We start from the raw sequence: 17,204 nt of genomic DNA, 5'->3' as shown, positions 1-17,204 counted from the left end.
CCGAACGCCAGAGCGCCCCGCCCGCCCGGCCCGAACCGCAGCAGTGGCAGCAGCCGGAACCGCAGCCGTGGCAGCAGGATCCGCGGCGGCAGCCGGAGCCGTGGCAGAACGGCGCGCGCCGCCCCGAGGCCGACTGGCAGCAGGACGCACCACGTCAGCCACAGCCGCCACAGCCGCAGCCCTGGCAGGAGCCGGAGCAGTGGCATGACGACGAACCGCCCGCCCCGCCCCGGGACGATCGCCGCAACGGCCGAGCCGGACAGGACGCGGGCCGCAATGGTCGCGGCGGCCGCGACGCCGGTCGCGCCGCGGCCGAATCCGGTCGCGGCTCGCTGCCCGCGTGGTCGGCGCGAAGACGTGGGGACGGCGCGCCCGCCCCGCAGCCCGATCCGCGCGATCAGGCCGCCATTCCGACCACGGCCTGGACCTCCCCGGATCAGGATCAGCAGCTGGTGTCCGGCGGCACGGTTGCCGGGGATCTGCTGCACAACGCACTCGAGCGGGAAGATCAACGCGCGGAACAGGATTCGCGGCGCGGCGGCAAACGGCGCGCCGCCGGTTCGCGCCGTCGCGGTCACCATGACGACCATCCGGATCCGGATGAGCATCTGACCGACGTCTACTCCCCGCTCGACGATGACGACGACTACGACGACGATGACGATTACGACGACGAGCCGCGTACCTCGGTGGCCGAGCGCTTCTCGGCGCTCACCTCGAAGTTCACCGCGCGCGCCGGATCGCTCACCGCCGGAAGGAAATCCGCGTCGCCGCGGGCGGCCGGAGCGCGGCTCGCCACCGAGGACGAGAACCGCCGTCAATGGCTGGTGCTCGGCGGGCAGAGTCTGGGTGCGGCGGTCGCGGGCATGTTGCTGTTCAAGGGTTTCGAGCGCATGTGGGAAATGCTCCCGTGGGTTGCCCTGGCGCTGGCGATGATCGTGATCCTCGGTTTGGTCGCGCTCGTTCGTGTGTTGCGGCGCACCGATGACATTTTCAGCACTGTGATTGCCGTCGTCGTAGGCGTCTTTGTGACGCTGGGACCGCTAGCCTTTCTACTCAGTACGAACTGAGCAGGGAGCGGGCAGTGGGGCATAACGCGCAGGGGGCGAACGACAATCGAGCGGGGCGAAGGGAAGTCCGGATCGGACTTTCCAGCGCCTCGGTCTATCCGGAGAACACCGAGGCGGCCTTCCGGTACGCGGCCGAACTCGGTTACGACGGTGTGGAATTGATGGTGTGGGCGGAACCGGCCAGCCAGAGCATCTCCACCGTCCAATCGTTCTCGCACAAATACGACATTCCGGTGCTGGCGGTGCACGCACCGTGTCTGCTGATCTCGCAACGGGTCTGGGGGTCGGACCCGATCGCGAAGCTCACCCGCAGCGTGCACACCGCCGAGGCGCTGGGCGCGGCCACCGTGGTGGTGCATCCGCCGTTCCGCTGGCAGCGCCGCTACGCCGAGGGTTTCGCCGCGCAGGTGGCCGAGCTGGAGAACTCCAGTCCGGTCGCGGTGGCGGTGGAGAACATGTTCCCGATGCGGGTGGACACCCTCTTCGGGCGCGGTGACACCTCGATCAAACGGCTGGAGCGGCGCGGCGGTCCCGGACCGTCCATCACCACCTTCAGTCCGTCCTACGATCCGACCGATACCGGTTTCCGGCATTACACGCTGGACAGCTCGCACACCGCGACGGCGGGAATGGACCCGCTGCTGCTGGCCGATCGCATGGGCCGGGGCCTGACCCATCTGCACCTGGCCGACGGCCGCGGCGCGGCCACCGATGAGCACCTGATCCCCGGCGAGGGCACCCAGCCGGTGGCCGAACTCTGTGAACTGGTGCTGGCCAACGGTTTCGAGGGGCAGGCGGTGATCGAGGTCAATACCCAGATGGCCCGCACCACCATGGATCGCGCCGCCATGTTGAACCGCGCGCTGGTCTTCGCGCGTAGGCATCTGAACGGCATCGCGCCGACTCCGGAAGCCGCGCTCGCGCCGCGGCCCGAGCCCACCGGTGTCAGTCGCGGCTGATCCGGCCCGGTGCGCTCCGGGCCCGCCAGTGATTCCCGCCACGGGACGGTGAGTTAGCCGGTCGGTCGCTTGTACGCTGTACAAACCGACAGTGGAAGGACTAGCGGATGACAACGGAGTTGACCGTCGATCTGGAACCGGCGACCCGCGCCGACGCGCCGTTCAGCCGCGTCTGCGCGGTGACCGAACTCCCCTCGGATGATCCGGGCGTCGGCCGCTACGCCGGTGTCATCGAATCGATCTGGACCATCGGCAAGAAGCTGCACGGCGGCACCATGGTCGCGGGCAGCGCCGCGGCCGCCACCGAATGGCTGCGCCGCACCGCCCCCGAGCGCGCCGAGATGTTCCCCATCGCCGCCAGTTCCGATTTCCTCGGCGCACCCGATCCGGGCGCGGTCGAATACGAGGTCCGCACCCGCAAGATCGGCCGCCAGATCTGCCTCATCGACGCGAGCCTGATCCAGAATGGCCGCACCCTCGTGCACACGGCCTTCACATTCAGCCACCTCGACGATGACGCGGCCCCGGTCTACTCCGCCGATCACGCGCAGGACATGCCCGCCGAGCCCGGCGACTCGGCCCTGGGCTACGACGACGAGAACCCGATGGGCAAGATCGTCCATGTGGCGCAAGGCTCTTCGGTCGCCATCGATACCGAGTGGGCGCGCTTCCTTTCCGGCGAAACCGCCGAACCCCGTCTGCGCCTGTGGATTCGGCCCTTCGAGGGCGATGAGCGGGATCCGGACGTCGCCGCGTTCTTCGCGCTCATGGCCGCCGACATGTCCCCGCCGGTTCCGATGAACCTCGGCCATTTCGGCTGGGCCCCAACGGTTCAGCTCACCACCTACCTGCGCCGCCGCCCGGCGCCGGGCTGGCTGCGCGTCATCGCGCATGCCCGCGAGGTGGGCGGCCGCATGTTCGACGAGGACCAATTGGTGATCGATTCCACCGGCGCGATCATCGCCCAAAGTCGCCAACTGGCCTTGATTCCGCAATCGCGATAGCGGAATTCATCCGCTGTAATTGCGCGAACCCGAGGTGCCGAATGCGATAGCGCACGCACTAACCTTGGATTTCATGACAAGAGTTGCGGTGATCGGCGGAGGCCGGATCGGGGAGGCGCTGCTGGCCGGGCTCCTCGAATCCGGGCGGGCGAGCAAGGATCTGGTGGTGGTCGAGTCGGTTCCGGCGCGCGCGGAGTTGCTGGCGCAGCGTTTCGGAATCCGGGTTACCGATGTGGTGGCCGAGGCCGCCGTCGGCGCCGATCTGATCGTGATCGCCGTGAAGCCGCAGGATGTGGACGGCGTGGTCACCGAGCTGGCCAAGGCCGAACTGGGTGAGTCGGTGACCGAGCCGGTGATCGTCTCGCTGGCCGCGGGTGTGCCGACCGGCAAGTACGAGGCCAAACTGCCCGCCGGCTTCCCGGTGGTGCGGGTGATGGCCAATACCCCGATGCTGGTGGGCCAGGGCATGAGCGCCATCGCGCCGGGCCGCTACGCCCGCAAGGAGCAGCTGGCGCTGGTCACCGAGGTGCTGGAGTCGGTCGGCAAGGTGGTGACGGTCTCCGAGGCGCAGATGGACGCGGTGACCGCGGTCTCGGGTTCGGGTCCGGCGTACTTCTTCCTGATCGTCGAGGCCATGATCGACGCCTCGGTGGGCCTGGGCCTGACCCGCGATGTGGCGACCCAGCTGGTGGTGCAGACCATGCTCGGCTCGGCCGCGCTGCTGGAGGAGTCCGAGCAGAGTGCGGTGGAGTTGCGCGCGGCCGTCACCTCGCCCGCCGGGACCACCGCCGCGGGTTTGCGGGAGTTGGAGCGGGCTTCGGTGCGTTCGGCCTTCCACGAGGCGCTCAATGCCGCGAAACGCCGTTCCGCCGAACTCGGTGCGAGTGCTGATTAGGCTTACTTCCCAGTAGCTCGTTTGCTGCCGGGCCCCGACTCGCCACAGCAAAGGCTGATTTCTCACACCCGTCGCAGCAATCCCACTGGTCCCGCTAAGCTTCAAGGAGCACGTGCGTGTCTGTTCCGCCGGTGGGGAAGCCGGCGGCGCGGACGTGCCGGAGGTCAGTGGCGCAATGATGTCTGGAAACAGCCAAGCGAGGTCCGCGAACACCCCAGTCAGCGCAGCCAGCGGAAACATTCTCGGCGGAGGAACGCAGTTCCTCACCGTCGCCGAGGTGGCGAGTCTGATGCGGGTATCGAAAATGACCGTGTACCGATTGGTGCACTCCGGAGAGCTGCCCGCGGTGCGGGTCGGCCGATCTTTCCGGGTGCACGCGAAAGCGGTGCACGACTACCTGGAGACGTCCTACTTCGACGCGGGGTGAACCCGCGCCAGTGGTGACGTAGAGCGGAACGAGCGGGCGGTGCGGTCTCCGCACCCACCCGTTTCGTTCGCTCGTCGGTGGCCCGGTAACATGAACCGGCATCCTGTACGTGCCGGTGGTGCCGTCGGGTCCATGTCGGCCCGTTACGGGTAGGACTTGTACAGGGTTGAAAGTGTGCTCCCCGCGAAGGTGGGGGTGACCCGAGAGAACGCGAGGAACAACCCTATGGGTTCTGTGATCAAGAAGCGCCGTAAGCGCATGTCGAAGAAGAAGCACCGCAAGCTGCTTCGTCGTACGCGCGTGCAGCGCAGGAAACTCGGCAAGTAAGCGCTACGTCGTAGCTGGAGCCCGTCACCTCAGGTGGCGGGCTTCCGCTTTTTTTACGGTGACAGAACTCATCGTTAGATCCTGGTTAATACCCTTCGGAGAGCCCTGGTCGCGCGGTTACCCTTGGAGCGCGGGAAAACTAGAAATGGGGGCTTGCGAGTGGGATCCGGTGCGACAGGTGCGGGCACCCGGGACGGTTCGGCGCCCAAGATCGTAATGGTGACCGGCGCCAGCCGGTTCTTCGGCGGCAATGTGGTGGCCAGGTTGGCGGCCGACCCTGCCATCGAACGCATTATCGCGGTCGACGCCAAACAGCCGAGCCGGGAGTTGCTGCGCCGCATGGGCCGGGCCGAATTCGTGCGCGCCGATATTCGAAATCCGTTGATACGCAAGGTGATCGACGGAAATCAGGTGGACACGGTGGTGCATCCCGCGGCACTCTCGCGCCCGCCGGCCGGTGGGGGCCGGGCGGCGATGAAGGATATGAATGTGCTGGGCGCCATGCAGTTGTTCGCGGTGTGCCGCAAGGCAGCCGGCGTGCGCCGCGTGGTGGTGCGGTCCTCGTCCGCCGTTTACGGGTGCAGCGCAAAGGATCCGGTGAAATTCACCGAGGAAATGAGCGCGCGCACACCACCGCGCGGCTGGTTCGCGCGGGATATGGTCGAGGTGGAGGGATTCGTGCGCGGTTTGGCGCGGCGCCGTCCCGATATCTGCACCGCGATATTGCGTTTCCCGCCGATCGTGGGACCGCAGTTGGCGAATCGCGGTGTGCAGTATTTCCGTTCGCCGGTGACGCCCACCATTCTGGGGCGGGATCCGCGCATGCAACTGCTGCATGAGGAGGACGCGATCGCCTCGCTCACCCATGCCGCGCTCGAGGCTCCCGGCGGCACCTTCAATGTCGCGGGTGATGGTGCGATGGCTCTGTCGCAGGCGATTCGCCGGGCGGGCCGCATCGAAATGCCGGTGCCCTACAGTATGTTTCGCACCATCGGCCGCACCCTGATGGGTCCGGTCATGCGGGAGTTCACCGCAGAGCAAATCGACTATTTCCATTTCGGCTGTGGCCTGGACACCACCAGGATGCGCAGCGAACTCGGTTTCGAACCGCGCTGGACAACGGTGCAGGCTTTCGACGACTTCATAGGGGGCGCAGCGTTGCGGCCCGTGATCGATCCTCGCTGGATCGACGCCGCAGAGAACAAACTTCTCGGCCTGCTCGGGGCCGGGACGGGAGCACACCAATGAGTGATGTAGCGAAGGTGATTCGACTTCACGACGTGGATATCGAGGCGCGGCATCGTCCGTCGCGCGTCTGGCCGGGGGAACCGGCTCTCAAACCGGTCACCTCGCTGACCGATCGGCTCGCCGAAACCGAAGCGCGCCAGCCCAAATCATTGAGCGAGACGATTCGGGGGGCGGTGGCCGAGGGGGTCGGCCGCACCGCCGATTTCGCGCGCCGCCGTTTGACCGGTGACTATCAGGTCGACGAATTCGGTTTGGACGAGCACCTTTTGGAGACGGTGATCCTGCCGCTGCTGCGTCCGCTCGCGGAACTGTGGTTCCGGGTGGAAGTCAGCGGGATCGAGAATATTCCGGAGCAAGGCGGCGCGCTGATCGTCGCCAATCACGCCGGCACCTTCCCGATCGACGGCATGATGCTGCAACTGGCGGTGCACGATAAGCATCCCAAACAGCGCGCGCTGCGCCTGCTGGCCGCGGATCTGATTTTCGAATTGCCGATCGTCGGCGGTATGGCGCGCAAGGCCGGGCACACCCTGGCCTGCCCCGCGGACGCCGAAAGGCTTTTGCGCGCGGGCGAAGTCGCGGGAGTTTTCCCGGAGGGTTACAAGGGCATCGGCAAGCCGTTCGGCGACCGGTACAAGTTGCAGCGTTTCGGCCGTGGCGGTTTCGTCGCGGCGGCGGTGCGCACCGGTGTGCCGATCATTCCGTGCTCGATCGTCGGTTCGGAGGAGATCTACCCGAAGATCGCCGATCTGAAGCCGCTCGCGCGCCTGCTCGGCATCCCGTATTTCCCGGTGACGCCGACCTTCCCGCATCTGGGCCCGCTGGGCGCGATTCCGTTCCCGTCGAAGTGGTACATCGAATTCGGTGAGCCGATTCCGACGAGCGAATACGAGCCCTCGGACGCCGATGATCCGATGACCATGTTCGAGATCACCGATCAGGTGCGCGAAACCATTCAGGGCACGCTGTACAAGAATCTGACCAAGCGCCGTAATCCGTTCACCGGATAGCGATTTCGCAGGGCGGCGACAAACGAATCGGCCCGGTCCGACTGGACCGGGCCGATTGTCGTTGCCGCGCCGCTGTTTTCGCTCAGCTGGCCTTCGCCTCGCGTTTGCGGGAGATCACCGCGGCGGCCGCGCCACCGGCCGCGCCGAGCGCGAGCGCGGTGGGCACGCCGACCTTGGCGGCCTTGCGCCCGGTGCGGAAATCGCGAATCTCCCAGCCGCGGTTCTTCGCGACCTCGCGGAGGTCCGCGTCCGGATTGATCGCCACCGCGGTGCCGACCAGCGAGAGCATGGGAACGTCATTGTGGCTGTCCGAGTAGGCCGTACAGCGTTTGAGGTTCAATCCCTCCCGGATGGCGAGCGTGCGCACCGCATGCGCCTTGCCCAGCCCGTGCAGGATGTCCCCGACCAGACGGCCGGTGAACACCCCGTCGTGGCTCTCGGCCACGGTGCCGAGCGCACCGGTGAGTCCTAGTCGCTTCGCGATGACCTGCGCCAACTCCACCGGTGTCGCCGTCACCAGCCACACCTGCTGTCCGGCGTCCAGGTGCATCTGGGCGAGCGCGCGGGTGCCGGGCCAGATCTTGTCGGCGATGATCTCGTCGTAGATCTCCTCGCCGAGGGCGGCGAGTTCGGCGGTGGGGCGGCCGGCGATGAACTCCAGCGCGCGCTCCTTACCGCTGCTCATATCGGCGCTGTTCTCTTTGCCGGTGACCCGGAATTTCACCTGTTTCCAGGCGATATCGACCAGGTCGGAGGTCTTGAAGTATTTGCGGGCGGCCAACCCGCGGGCGAAGTGCACGATGGACGCGCCCTGCACCATGGTGTTGTCCACATCGAAGAACGCGGCCGCGGTCAGGTCGCGCGGGATCGCGGGACGCGGCTCGTCGTAGAGGGCCAATTCGGCGTCGTGCAGCGCGAGCGCGGCATCGGCGCTGGCCTCACCGGCCAGATTGGCGCGGACCTCTTCCTCGCTGGGACCGAATGGGCTGCGGGTGATTCTGGTGAACTGGTCCTGTAGACCCTGTCCCCAGCGGGCCGGGAATTCCCCGAATCGGCCCGCGATCAATCCCGACCGCGAGTCCTTCGAACCCGTTCCGGCCTCTTTCGATCGTTCCGGCACCAGTACCTCCGCCTGTTAGCGCGAACAAGTCCACAGTAACGCCCACCGGTGACCACAACGTAGACGGCGAACAACATGACGGGTGTTGAATGTTCAGCATGAGCGTTTCCACGCATTCGGTGACCCTGTTGACCCGCAATGGCTGCGGTCTGTGCACGGTCGCGCTGGAGCAATTGCGGCCCATCTGCGCCGATTTCGGTGTCGAGATCGCGCTGGTGGATGTGGACGAGGCCGCGGCCACCGATCCGGGCCTGCGCGCGGAATACGGCGATCGGCTGCCGGTGGTGCTGCTCAACGGCCGTGAGCACAGCTATTTCGATGTGGACGAGTCGCGCTTACGCGCCGATCTGGCGCGCTGAAACAGCGGGTCGTCCGGTTCGGTCCCCACCGGTCCCGAGGCCACCCCGTAACCGGGCGTTCGAGTGTTCGATTCCCGGCGCGTTGCATGGCGGGTTCCCGTTTCGCGGGGTTGAATGATCCCGGGGCAGGAGGCCCCCCGCAAAGTGACTGAATTCACCGACTTTGTGCAGGGCTTCACAAGCGGTTACGGTGGTGGCACGCAACCCCGCCTTCAGCGGAAGCGACCCCGAACCCCTGACTCGACCTCGTCTGTTATGACCGCCCCGTTGACGGTCACCGGCGTCGGGTCGACAAAAGAACCCGGACACTCACCCCCGGCCGGACGAGGAGCGCAAGCGACGTGACAGAGCAGCATGAGACGCCACCGAGTGGTGTCTCCGGCAGGGCTCTGCAGAAGGACATCCCGCAGGCCACAGTGGCGCGTCTCGCCACCTATCTGCGGGTGCTCGCCGTACTCGCCGACGATGCTGTTGCCATCGTATCGAGTGAGGAACTGGCTGTCGCGGCGGGTGTCGGTTCCGCCAAATTGCGCAAGGATCTTTCCTTCCTCGGACCCAATGGCGTACGCGGTGTCGGGTACGACGTGATCAAGCTGCGCGACCGCATCGAAGACGTGCTCGGGCTCTCCGAGGGTCATCGGGTGGTACTGGTCGGCGCGGGTCATCTGGGCCGCGCGCTGGTCGGCTACGGCGGTTTCCGGCGGCGCGGTTTCGCCATGGTCGGGCTGTTCGACAACGATCCCGCGGTGATCGGCACCCAGGTGTGCGGATTACCGGTGCGCGATGTGGCCGAATTGACCGGTGCGGTGGCCGAACTGGAGCCGACCATAGCGGTCATCACCACCCCGGACGCCGCCGCGCAGGGCGTATGCGACCTGTTGGTCGCCGCCGGGGTGTTGTGCATTCTGAGCTTTTCGCCCGTCGCATTGGACGCGCCGCCGCACGTAGAGGTGCGGCGGGTTGATCTCGCGGTGGAGATGCAGCTGCTCTCCTTCGAGCTGGCCCGCAACGCGGAGGCCGAACGGGAGCCGGTAGCCGCGGTGGGCGATTCGGTGGGCGTGATCTACACGCCGGAGGCAACCAGCAAGGGAGCGGTGGTCCAGCCATGAGTGTGCTTCTCGTCGGGATCTCACATCGCAGCGCGCCGGTGGCGGTGCTCGAGAAGATCGCGATCACCGAGCACGATCGACCCAAGCTGACCGAGTTGATGCTGGCCTCCAGCCACGTCTCCGAAGCCATGATCGTCTCCACCTGCAATCGCGTCGAGATCTACGCCGTGGTCGACGCCTTCCACCCCGCGCTCGGCGAGATCAGCGAATTGCTGACCAAGCATTCCGGGCTGCCACTGCCCGAACTCACCAAGCACGCCTACGTCCGCTACGCCGAGGCCGCCGCCGAACACCTGTTCGCGGTGGCCTCCGGACTGGATTCGATGGTGGTCGGCGAGCAGCAGGTGCTCAGCCAGATTCGCGCCGCCTACGCGGCCTCGGATTCCCAGCAGGCCGCCGGGCGCACCCTGCACGAGCTGGCGCAGCATTCGCTGCGGGTCGGCAAGCGGGTGCATTCGGAGACCGGGATCGACCGCGCGGGCGCGTCGGTGGTCTCGGTGGCGCTGGACCGGGCGCGGCTGGTGCTGGGCCCGCTGGAGGGGCGCACGGCGCTGGTGCTCGGTGCGGGCGCCATGGGCGGACTCGCGGTGGCGCAGCTGGCCCGCGCCGGGGTCGCGCGCATCATCGTGGTGAACCGGACGCTGGAACGTGCTGAGCGCCTTGCCAATACGGCCACCACCATGCACGGCGTCGCCGCCGAGGCAATGGATATGGACCGGCTCGTGGACGCGATGGCGGCCGCCGAAGTGGTGGTCACCTGTACCGGCGCGGTGGGCACCGTGATGACCATCGCCGATGTGCACCTGGCGCTTTCGTCCCCGGGCGCGAGCGAGCAGCTGGTCATCTGCGATCTGGGCCTGCCGCGCGATGTGGACCATGCCGTGGCCGGATTGCCCGGCGTCACCGTCATCGATATCGAGACGCTGCAGCGCGATCCGTCCGCGGGCGCCGCCGCCGACGACACCGCCGCCGCACGCGCCATCGTGGCCGCCGAACTCACCAAATACCTTGCCGGACAGCGCATGGCCGAGGTCACCCCGACCGTGGCCGCGCTGCGGCAGATGGCCGCCGATGTGGTCGAGGGCGAGCTATTGCGCCTGGATTCGCGACTACCCGGGCTCGACGCCGCACATCGCGAGGAAGTGGCGCGCACCGTGCGCCGCGTTGTCGACAAACTGCTGCACGCGCCGACGGTGCGGGTCAAGCAGCTGGCTTCCACACCCGGCGGCGACAGTTACGCCGAGGCGCTGCGGGAGCTGTTCGAACTCAAACCCGGTGCGGCGCAGGCGGTTGCGGCTCCGATGGAGATCGCCACCCCCGCCGGGGCGCTGGCCGATGATTTCACCGCCGCCCACTCGGGGGACGAACAGGGGCTGACCGCATGACCGGAGCGATGGTGCAGGACACACAGACAGGGCGGGAAGCCGTGCCGGACACATTGCGTGGAACCGTGGACGCGCCGTGGCGCATCGGTACCCGAGGCTCGCTGCTGGCCCTGACCCAGGCCGGGCATGTGCGCGACGCGCTCCTCGCGGCCGGGCAGCAGGCCGAACTGGTGATCGTCAAGACCGCCGGTGATCAGTCCTCCGCGCCGGTGCAGACCATCGGCGTCGGTGTCTTCACCGCCGCGCTGCGTGACGAATTGGCCTTGGGCACAGTCGATATCGCGGTGCACTCGTACAAGGATCTGCCGACCGCGCAGGATCCGCGCTTCGAGATCGCGGCCATTCCGCCGCGCCAGGATCCGCGCGACGCCCTGGTGGCGCGCGACGGCCTGGTGCTGGGCGAGCTGCCCGCCGGTTCGAAGATCGGCACCTCCGCCCCGCGCCGCGCCTCGCAGCTGCTGGCGCTGGGCCTCGGGGTCGAGATCGTGCCGCTGCGCGGCAATCTCGACACCAGAATCTCCAAAGTCGCCAATGGTGAACTCGATGCCGTCGTGGTGGCCCGGGCCGGGCTGGCCCGCATCAACCGGCTCGATGTCGTGACCGAATCGCTGGAGCCGGTGCAGATGCTGCCCGCTCCCGCGCAGGGCGCGCTCGCTGTCGAATGCCGCAGCGAGGACACCGAACTCGTGACCATCCTGTCCGCCCTCGACGATGCCGGCACCCGTGCCGCCATCACCGCGGAGCGGGCGCTGCTGGCCGAACTGGAGGCGGGTTGCACCGCCCCGATCGGCGCGCTGGCCGAGGTCGTCGAATCCCTCGACGATGACGGCCGGGTGGTGGATGAACTGTCGCTGCGCGGATGTGTGGCGGCGATCGATGGCTCGGACACCATCCGGGCCTCTGTGGTCGGCTCGCTCGCGGACGCCGCGGAACTGGGCCGTGCACTGGCGCGTGAGCTCTTGGAGCTGGGGGCGCGCGACCTGCTCAGTGACCCCGGGGACAGCACACCGGTGGCCGAGCAATCCGACGACAGCAGCAGCAATCCCAGCCCAATGGAGAATATTCGATGAGCCGAGCGACGAAGAAGCACCCGGGTCGGATCCTTTTCGTTGGATCCGGGCCCGGTGATCCTGCGCTGCTCACCGTGCGTGCCCGCGAGGTGCTCGCCCGGGCCGAGCTTGCATTCACCGATCCCGATGTCGACAAGGGCGTGCTCGCCCTGATCGGCATCGCGGGCGAACCGGGCCCCGATGGGCAGCTGCCCGTCGATGTGCGCCCGGCGCTGGGTGATGCCGCCGAGGTCGCCAAGACGCTGATCGCCGAGGCCCGCAATGGCTTCGACGTGGTGCGCCTGGTGTCCGGCGATCCGCTGACCACCGATTCGGTGATCCAGGAGGTCAATGCCGTCACCCGCTCGCACCTGATGTTCGAGGTGCTGCCGGGCCTGTCGGCCGGAACCACGGTGCCCGCGTACGCGGGCATCGAACTGGGCTCCAGCCACACCGAGGTCGATGTGCGCGGTGAGGTGGACTGGGCGGCCGTCGCGGCCGCGCCCGGCCCGCTGGTGCTGCACGCCACCTCCGGGCATCTGGCCGAGACCGCCAGCGCGCTGGTCGAACACGGTATGGCCCCGCAGACCCCGGTGGCGGTGACCGTGCGCGGCACCACCCGGCAGCAGCGCACCATCGACGCCACCCTGGCCACGCTGAACAACGCGGCCTCGGAGATGGTCGGCCCGCTGGTCGTCACGGTCGGCAAAGAGGTCGAGAAGCGCGCCAAGACCTCCTGGTGGGAGTCGCGGGCGCTGTACGGCTGGACCGTGCTCGTCCCGCGCACCAAGGAGCAGGCGGGCGAGATGAGCGAGAAGCTCGTCATGCACGGCGCCATCCCGATGGAGGTTCCGACCATCGCGGTGGAGCCGCCGCGCAGCCCGGCGCAGATGGAGCGCGCGGTCAAGGGCCTGGTCGACGGCCGCTACCAGTGGGTGGTCTTCACCTCCACCAACGCGGTGCGCGCGGTGTGGGAGAAGTTCGGCGAATTCGGTTTGGACGCACGGGCTTTCTCCGGCGTGAAGATCGCCTGCGTCGGTGAGGCCACCGCGGAGAAGGTGCGCTCGTTCGGCATCAACCCGGAGCTGATCCCGAGCGGGGAGCAGTCCTCCGAGGGCCTGCTGGCCGATTTCCCGCCCTACGACGATGTTTTCGACCCGGTGAACCGGGTGCTGCTGCCGCGCGCGGATATCGCCACCGAGACGCTCGCCGAGGGTTTGCGCGACCGCGGCTGGGAGATCGACGACGTCACCGCGTACCGCACCGTGCGCGCTTCGCCGCCGCCCGCGGAAACCCGCGAGATGATCAAGACCGGCGGGTTCGACGCGGTGCTGTTCACCTCGTCCTCCACCGTCCGCAATCTGGTCGGTATCGCCGGTAAGCCGCACGCGCGCACCATCGTGGCCTGCATCGGCCCCAAGACCGCCGAGACGGCGATCGAATTCGGCCTGCGCGTGGACGTGCAGCCGGAGATCGCCCAGGTCGGCCCGCTGGTCGAGGCGCTCGCCGAGCATGCCGCGCACCTGCGCGCCGAGGGTCTGCTGCCGCCGCCGCGCAAGAAGAGCCGCCGCAGCCGCTAGCGAATTCGGCAGTCGCCGAAGCGATCGCATGAGCCCCGCATCGACCGATGCGGGGCTCATGCGTTTCCGTGCGGCCCGCTCGCGGGCCGTGGAATTTACTGCCCAAGGAAGTATCGGCATTTCACCTTCGCGTCCTCCCGCTAACGTTCGGCAGCGGGTTCGAAACAGACAAAAAGGATGCGTTTCGTGAAGCGAATGATTGTGAACACGGTTGCCGCCGTTGCCCTTTCGAGCGGTCTGCTCGCGGCCGGAACGGGTGCCGCGCTCGCCGCGCCGTCGGGCCTGCCCCTGGAACCGGCGCAGGATGTGGCCGGGCCGCTCGACCCGTTCTTCGGCAGCGGCTCCGCCTCCGGTTCCGCACTGCTGCTCAAGTGCCTGACCAATGGTTCTTCCAGGCTGCCGGGTGACTCGATGGGCTTCCCGGTCCTGTGTGGTCTGTGACGGCGCCGGTCGGTTAGGCAGGCCCTCTCGTCGTCCGACGAGAGGGCCCGTTCGTTTTCACACCGGAATCAGCGCTGGGCCTGCATCATGCGGCGCACCATGCGGCAGGTCGCGTCCGAAGGCCAGTGCACGCCAACGGTTTCCGCGGTTTCGCGGATTTTGTCGTTGGTGGCGACATCGGCGCTGAAGGCGCCGGAATCCAATAGCGCGATGGCCAGGCGCATGGCCTTGAGCCGCCGATTGTGCTGGATGTACCAGGAGCGCGGCCGGCCCGCGGGCAGCGGCTGTTTGAACAGCGGCCGCCAGGTGTGATCGATCACGTCCCCCTTCTTGGGTACCGCTGCCTCATCGGACATGTTTGTCTTGCTGGACATGTTGGGTACGGCTGCAAGCACGACCAATCCTCCCGTCGCGATCAGAGTTCGAGGCGAGAAATCCCGCCGCGATCTCTTCGAACACATCTTCGATTCTACTCGCGACCACCGACAAAGTCTGCTGCTCACAATGCTTTCCGCGCCGTCCGCGACGCGGTGCGGGCCACTCGCGACGGGCATACGGGACGGGCATATCATCGCCGTATGACCGGAATGGACCGCCCACGGCGGTTGCGCCGTACCCCAGCTCTACGTCGCCTCGTGGCCGAAACCACCCTGCAGCCACGGCAATTGGTGCTCCCCATGTTCGTCGCCGACGGGCTCGGCGAACCGCGGGAGATCTCCTCCATGCCGGGCGTCTACCAGCATTCGATGGATTCGCTGCGCAAGGCTGCGGTCGAGGCCGTCGCCGCCGGGGTGGGCGGGCTCATGCTGTTCGGGGTGCCGCACCCCGAGGACAAGGACGCGGACGGATCGCAGGCCAGCGATCCCGAGGGCATTCTCAATCGCGGACTGCGCGCACTCGTGCACGAGGTCGGCGGATCCACGGTCGTCATGGCCGACACCTGCCTGGACGAGTTCACCGATCACGGGCACTGCGGCGTCATCGGCAAGGACGGCGGCGTCGACAATGACGCCACGTTGCGCCGCTACGTGGATATGGCCATCGCGCAGGCCGAGACCGGTGCGGATCTGCTCGGCACCAGCGGCATGATGGACGGTCAGGTCGGCGCGATCCGCGAGGGTCTGGACGCCGCCGGACACACCGATACCGCGATCCTGGCCTACGCGGCCAAATACGCGTCCGCGTTCTACGGTCCGTTCCGGGAGGCGGTGGGCTCCTCGCTGGAGGGCGATCGCCGCACCTATCAGCAGGATCCGGCGAACCGGCGCGAGGCCATCCGCGAACTGGAGCTGGATCTGCTCGAGGGCGCGGATATCGTCATGGTGAAGCCCGCCATGTCGTATCTGGACATCCTGCGCGATGTGGCCGACCGTTCCACGGTGCCGGTGGCGGCGTACCAGATCTCCGGCGAGTACGCGATGATCACCGCGGCCGCGCAGAACGGCTGGATCGATCGGCGGGCCGCGATTCTGGAGTCGCTGTTGGGTATTCGGCGCGCGGGGGCGGATATGGTGCTGACCTACTGGGCCACCGAAGCCGCGCACTGGCTTGTCTGAACAGGCTCTGCCCACGGTGAATCCGATGCTCCCCCCGACCGGCGCGCGCCCGGTGCCCGAGGATGTGCGCACCTCCGCTCAGCTCTGGTGCGCCGCGCTGGCGGTCGGCGTGGTGCAGGCGATCGCGGTGCTGCTCGCGCAGCTGGGGCAGCGAGGTGAGTTGGCGCAGAAGCTGTTCGAACAGGAGCAGGGTTCGCGCCAGCCGGTGACGCTGGCGGCCGCGCAGGTGCAGGTGCTGGTGGGTCTGGTGCTGATCACACTGCTGTGGCTGGTGCTCACGGGTGCGGGCACGGCCGTGGTCTTCCAGCTGTGGCGCGGAAAGAATTGGGCGCGAGCGATTCTCACCGGATACGGGTTGTTCCTGATCCTGGGCGCGGTGCTGGTGATGTTCGGGGTGAATACGCAGACCGGGACCGCGGGCGTGATCGCGGGCGGCGCTTCGATCGTGCAGGCGGTGCTGGCGGGCGGGGCCGTATTCCTTTGCTACCGAATCGAATCGGAGCCGTACTTCCGGCCCGGACCGCGGTGAGTACTGCGGAGTTTGTTACCGGCGTACTACCGGGTATGGTGAGGGCTGTCACAGAGAGTTCGGGAACCGGAAGTCGCTCGTCATGCGTTGTGCCATGGTGCGTTCGGCTCCGGAGAGGCGGAGGCAACGATGCGAGTGGTTATTCAGCAACCACACAGCCTTCGGCGCGATGTGCTGGGGTTGAGTCTGCTTTTCCTGTTCGGACTGCTCACCCTCGCCGTGCTGCTGATTCCCGGCCTGCTGGCCTGAGCACACCGCTCGCAGTGTGCCGTTCGTCCGTTTCGCACGGTCCGGCTAGGTTCTACCTATGAGTGACCCCGTCGCGAACGTGCTGTTCTCCGAGCCCGGTGCACGCTATCGCACCATTGCCTACGGTCCCGTGCTGTGTGGAATCGTGCTGGCGCTGGAGGTCATTCGCGGCGGCCAGGCGCACTGGTTCGGATTGATCTTCTGCGGGCTGCTGCTGGCCGGTTTCGTCTGGTTGCAGGTGATCGCCGGAAAACGGCATATCAGTGTCGAACTCACCCCCGACACGCTGCGCGAGGGCGCCGAAACGCTGCCGCTGCGCAACATCGCCGAAGTGTTGCCCGAGATCGATGAAGAGTCCTGGGATGATGAGGACTGGGAGTCGGCGCGCGCACTCGGAGAACTCACCGGGGTACCGCGGCGGCGCAAGGGCATCGGACTGAAACTGCGCGACGGCAGCCTGGTGCAGGCGTGGGCGCGCGATCACCACACGCTGCGCGCGGAATTGACCGCGGCGGTGGCGGCGCTCGACGGAACCGCGGCACCCGCGGCCGAGAGCGCGGTGGCCGACGCCGGACCGGCCGAGGGCGACGAGGAGAAGGAGGCGCGGTGATGCGGTGGCTCGCCGTGCTCGCCGAATTCGTGGTCGCCGCGGTGCTCGCCGCCGCGGCGGTGTGGTGCTGGCGCAATGGCATTCACACCACGTGGTTCAAACCGTCGGGGGATGTGCCCGGTTTCTCCGCGACCCGGTATTCGGGTCCGTGGCTGGCCGGAGCGGCGGTGCTGGTGATCATCGCCGGACTCGTCGGCATCGATCTGGTGGCGCGGGCGCTGCACCCGACACGCCGCGCGCAGGTGCGCGAAGAGCACTGATTACCGAGGTTTCGGGG

Annotated in this window: 19 protein-coding genes and 1 pseudogene; 18 read left to right on the top strand and 2 right to left on the bottom strand. The window is 67.6% G+C overall.

Annotation, left to right across the window (positions count from 1 at the left end; genetic code table 11):
• From AB0L82_RS28870 to AB0L82_RS28835, 8 genes and pseudogenes are all read left to right on the top strand, one after another.
• Positions 1-1,070 (top strand): annotated as a pseudogene (locus AB0L82_RS28870) (hypothetical protein); the annotation flags it as partial.
• A gap of 71 nt (positions 1,071-1,141) precedes the next feature.
• Positions 1,142-2,029, top strand: coding sequence for a sugar phosphate isomerase/epimerase (locus tag AB0L82_RS28865; protein WP_364643013.1), 888 nt, complete (start codon positions 1,142-1,144; stop codon positions 2,027-2,029).
• A 107-nt stretch (positions 2,030-2,136) separates the two neighbouring features.
• Positions 2,137-3,033, top strand: coding sequence for a thioesterase family protein (locus AB0L82_RS28860; protein ID WP_364642950.1), 897 nt, complete (start codon positions 2,137-2,139; stop codon positions 3,031-3,033).
• 73 nt (positions 3,034-3,106) lie between these two features.
• Positions 3,107-3,928, top strand: a complete 822-nt coding sequence (gene proC / locus AB0L82_RS28855; RefSeq protein WP_364642948.1) for a pyrroline-5-carboxylate reductase — start codon at positions 3,107-3,109, stop codon at positions 3,926-3,928.
• A 238-nt stretch (positions 3,929-4,166) separates the two neighbouring features.
• Complete coding sequence (locus AB0L82_RS28850; RefSeq protein ID WP_039802155.1) at positions 4,167-4,355, top strand: helix-turn-helix domain-containing protein; 189 nt, start codon at positions 4,167-4,169, stop codon at positions 4,353-4,355.
• Positions 4,356-4,580: 225 nt separating this feature from the next.
• Positions 4,581-4,682, top strand: a complete 102-nt coding sequence (locus AB0L82_RS28845) for an AURKAIP1/COX24 domain-containing protein (RefSeq protein ID WP_003402602.1) — start codon at positions 4,581-4,583, stop codon at positions 4,680-4,682.
• A gap of 216 nt (positions 4,683-4,898) precedes the next feature.
• Positions 4,899-5,930, top strand: coding sequence for an NAD-dependent epimerase/dehydratase family protein (locus tag AB0L82_RS28840; protein ID WP_364643011.1), 1,032 nt, complete (start codon positions 4,899-4,901; stop codon positions 5,928-5,930).
• Positions 5,927-6,940: a lysophospholipid acyltransferase family protein gene (locus tag AB0L82_RS28835; protein ID WP_364642946.1), complete on the top strand. Its 1,014-nt coding sequence runs from the start codon at positions 5,927-5,929 to the stop codon at positions 6,938-6,940. The genes AB0L82_RS28840 and AB0L82_RS28835 overlap by 4 nt, the downstream gene beginning before the upstream one ends.
• Positions 6,941-7,022: 82 nt before the next feature.
• On the opposite strand, the gene AB0L82_RS28830 is transcribed toward AB0L82_RS28835, so the two are convergent.
• Positions 7,023-7,937, bottom strand: coding sequence for an HAD-IB family hydrolase (locus AB0L82_RS28830; protein WP_364643009.1), 915 nt, complete (start codon positions 7,935-7,937; stop codon positions 7,023-7,025).
• A 221-nt stretch (positions 7,938-8,158) separates the two neighbouring features.
• Between AB0L82_RS28830 and AB0L82_RS28825 the strand changes: the two genes are divergently transcribed.
• From AB0L82_RS28825 to AB0L82_RS28800, 6 genes are all read left to right on the top strand, one after another.
• Complete coding sequence (locus tag AB0L82_RS28825; RefSeq protein WP_364642944.1) at positions 8,159-8,419, top strand: glutaredoxin family protein; 261 nt, start codon at positions 8,159-8,161, stop codon at positions 8,417-8,419.
• A gap of 341 nt (positions 8,420-8,760) precedes the next feature.
• On the top strand, positions 8,761-9,528 hold the full coding sequence (locus tag AB0L82_RS28820) for a redox-sensing transcriptional repressor Rex (protein WP_364642942.1): 768 nt from the start codon (positions 8,761-8,763) through the stop codon (positions 9,526-9,528).
• Positions 9,525-10,913, top strand: a complete 1,389-nt coding sequence (locus AB0L82_RS28815; RefSeq protein WP_364642940.1) for a glutamyl-tRNA reductase — start codon at positions 9,525-9,527, stop codon at positions 10,911-10,913. The genes AB0L82_RS28820 and AB0L82_RS28815 overlap by 4 nt, the downstream gene beginning before the upstream one ends.
• Complete coding sequence (hemC, locus tag AB0L82_RS28810) at positions 10,910-11,983, top strand: hydroxymethylbilane synthase (RefSeq protein ID WP_364642938.1); 1,074 nt, start codon at positions 10,910-10,912, stop codon at positions 11,981-11,983. The genes AB0L82_RS28815 and hemC overlap by 4 nt, the downstream gene beginning before the upstream one ends.
• Positions 11,980-13,542: a bifunctional uroporphyrinogen-III C-methyltransferase/uroporphyrinogen-III synthase gene (locus AB0L82_RS28805; RefSeq protein WP_364642936.1), complete on the top strand. Its 1,563-nt coding sequence runs from the start codon at positions 11,980-11,982 to the stop codon at positions 13,540-13,542. Before hemC ends, AB0L82_RS28805 begins: the two co-directional genes overlap by 4 nt.
• A gap of 186 nt (positions 13,543-13,728) precedes the next feature.
• The gene (locus tag AB0L82_RS28800) at positions 13,729-13,983 is read left to right on the top strand and encodes a hypothetical protein (RefSeq protein ID WP_364642934.1); all 255 of its coding nucleotides are present in this window, start codon (positions 13,729-13,731) and stop codon (positions 13,981-13,983) included.
• A gap of 68 nt (positions 13,984-14,051) precedes the next feature.
• Here AB0L82_RS28800 and AB0L82_RS28795 read toward each other — a convergent pair whose 3' ends face one another.
• The gene (locus tag AB0L82_RS28795) at positions 14,052-14,357 is read right to left on the bottom strand and encodes a hypothetical protein (protein ID WP_364642933.1); all 306 of its coding nucleotides are present in this window, start codon (positions 14,355-14,357) and stop codon (positions 14,052-14,054) included.
• Between the two features lie 204 nt (positions 14,358-14,561).
• Between AB0L82_RS28795 and hemB the strand changes: the two genes are divergently transcribed.
• The 4 genes from hemB to AB0L82_RS28775 all read left to right on the top strand — a co-directional run bounded on the left by hemB (position 14,562) and on the right by AB0L82_RS28775 (position 17,187).
• On the top strand, positions 14,562-15,539 hold the full coding sequence (gene hemB / locus AB0L82_RS28790; RefSeq protein ID WP_364642931.1) for a porphobilinogen synthase: 978 nt from the start codon (positions 14,562-14,564) through the stop codon (positions 15,537-15,539).
• Positions 15,540-15,564: 25 nt separating this feature from the next.
• The gene (locus AB0L82_RS28785) at positions 15,565-16,068 is read left to right on the top strand and encodes a hypothetical protein (RefSeq protein ID WP_364642929.1); all 504 of its coding nucleotides are present in this window, start codon (positions 15,565-15,567) and stop codon (positions 16,066-16,068) included.
• Positions 16,069-16,375: 307 nt separating this feature from the next.
• The gene (locus AB0L82_RS28780) at positions 16,376-16,927 is read left to right on the top strand and encodes a hypothetical protein (RefSeq protein WP_364642927.1); all 552 of its coding nucleotides are present in this window, start codon (positions 16,376-16,378) and stop codon (positions 16,925-16,927) included.
• Positions 16,927-17,187: a hypothetical protein gene (locus AB0L82_RS28775; RefSeq protein WP_364642925.1), complete on the top strand. Its 261-nt coding sequence runs from the start codon at positions 16,927-16,929 to the stop codon at positions 17,185-17,187. The genes AB0L82_RS28780 and AB0L82_RS28775 overlap by 1 nt, the downstream gene beginning before the upstream one ends.
• Positions 17,188-17,204 lie beyond the last annotated feature (17 nt).

This window comes from Nocardia sp. NPDC052001 (assembly GCF_040680615.1).
Classification (GTDB): domain Bacteria; phylum Actinomycetota; class Actinomycetes; order Mycobacteriales; family Mycobacteriaceae; genus Nocardia.
The sequence above is the reverse complement of the archived record's forward strand: the minus strand, read 5'-3'. Positions and strand labels throughout refer to the sequence as shown.

Coding starts and splice junctions, on each gene's coding strand:
- AB0L82_RS28860 (WP_364642950.1), top strand. CDS start 2,137: ATGACAACGGAGTTGACCGTCGATCTGGAACCGGCGACCCGCGCCGAC.
- AB0L82_RS28795 (WP_364642933.1), bottom strand. CDS start 14,357: ATGTCCAGCAAGACAAACATGTCCGATGAGGCAGCGGTACCCAAGAAG.
- AB0L82_RS28845 (WP_003402602.1), top strand. CDS start 4,581: ATGGGTTCTGTGATCAAGAAGCGCCGTAAGCGCATGTCGAAGAAGAAG.
- AB0L82_RS28785 (WP_364642929.1), top strand. CDS start 15,565: ATGCTCCCCCCGACCGGCGCGCGCCCGGTGCCCGAGGATGTGCGCACC.
- AB0L82_RS28840 (WP_364643011.1), top strand. CDS start 4,899: ATGGTGACCGGCGCCAGCCGGTTCTTCGGCGGCAATGTGGTGGCCAGG.
- hemC (WP_364642938.1), top strand. CDS start 10,910: ATGACCGGAGCGATGGTGCAGGACACACAGACAGGGCGGGAAGCCGTG.
- AB0L82_RS28780 (WP_364642927.1), top strand. CDS start 16,376: ATGAGTGACCCCGTCGCGAACGTGCTGTTCTCCGAGCCCGGTGCACGC.
- AB0L82_RS28805 (WP_364642936.1), top strand. CDS start 11,980: ATGAGCCGAGCGACGAAGAAGCACCCGGGTCGGATCCTTTTCGTTGGA.
- AB0L82_RS28775 (WP_364642925.1), top strand. CDS start 16,927: ATGCGGTGGCTCGCCGTGCTCGCCGAATTCGTGGTCGCCGCGGTGCTC.
- proC (WP_364642948.1), top strand. CDS start 3,107: ATGACAAGAGTTGCGGTGATCGGCGGAGGCCGGATCGGGGAGGCGCTG.
- hemB (WP_364642931.1), top strand. CDS start 14,562: ATGACCGGAATGGACCGCCCACGGCGGTTGCGCCGTACCCCAGCTCTA.
- AB0L82_RS28825 (WP_364642944.1), top strand. CDS start 8,159: ATGAGCGTTTCCACGCATTCGGTGACCCTGTTGACCCGCAATGGCTGC.
- AB0L82_RS28835 (WP_364642946.1), top strand. CDS start 5,927: ATGAGTGATGTAGCGAAGGTGATTCGACTTCACGACGTGGATATCGAG.
- AB0L82_RS28815 (WP_364642940.1), top strand. CDS start 9,525: ATGAGTGTGCTTCTCGTCGGGATCTCACATCGCAGCGCGCCGGTGGCG.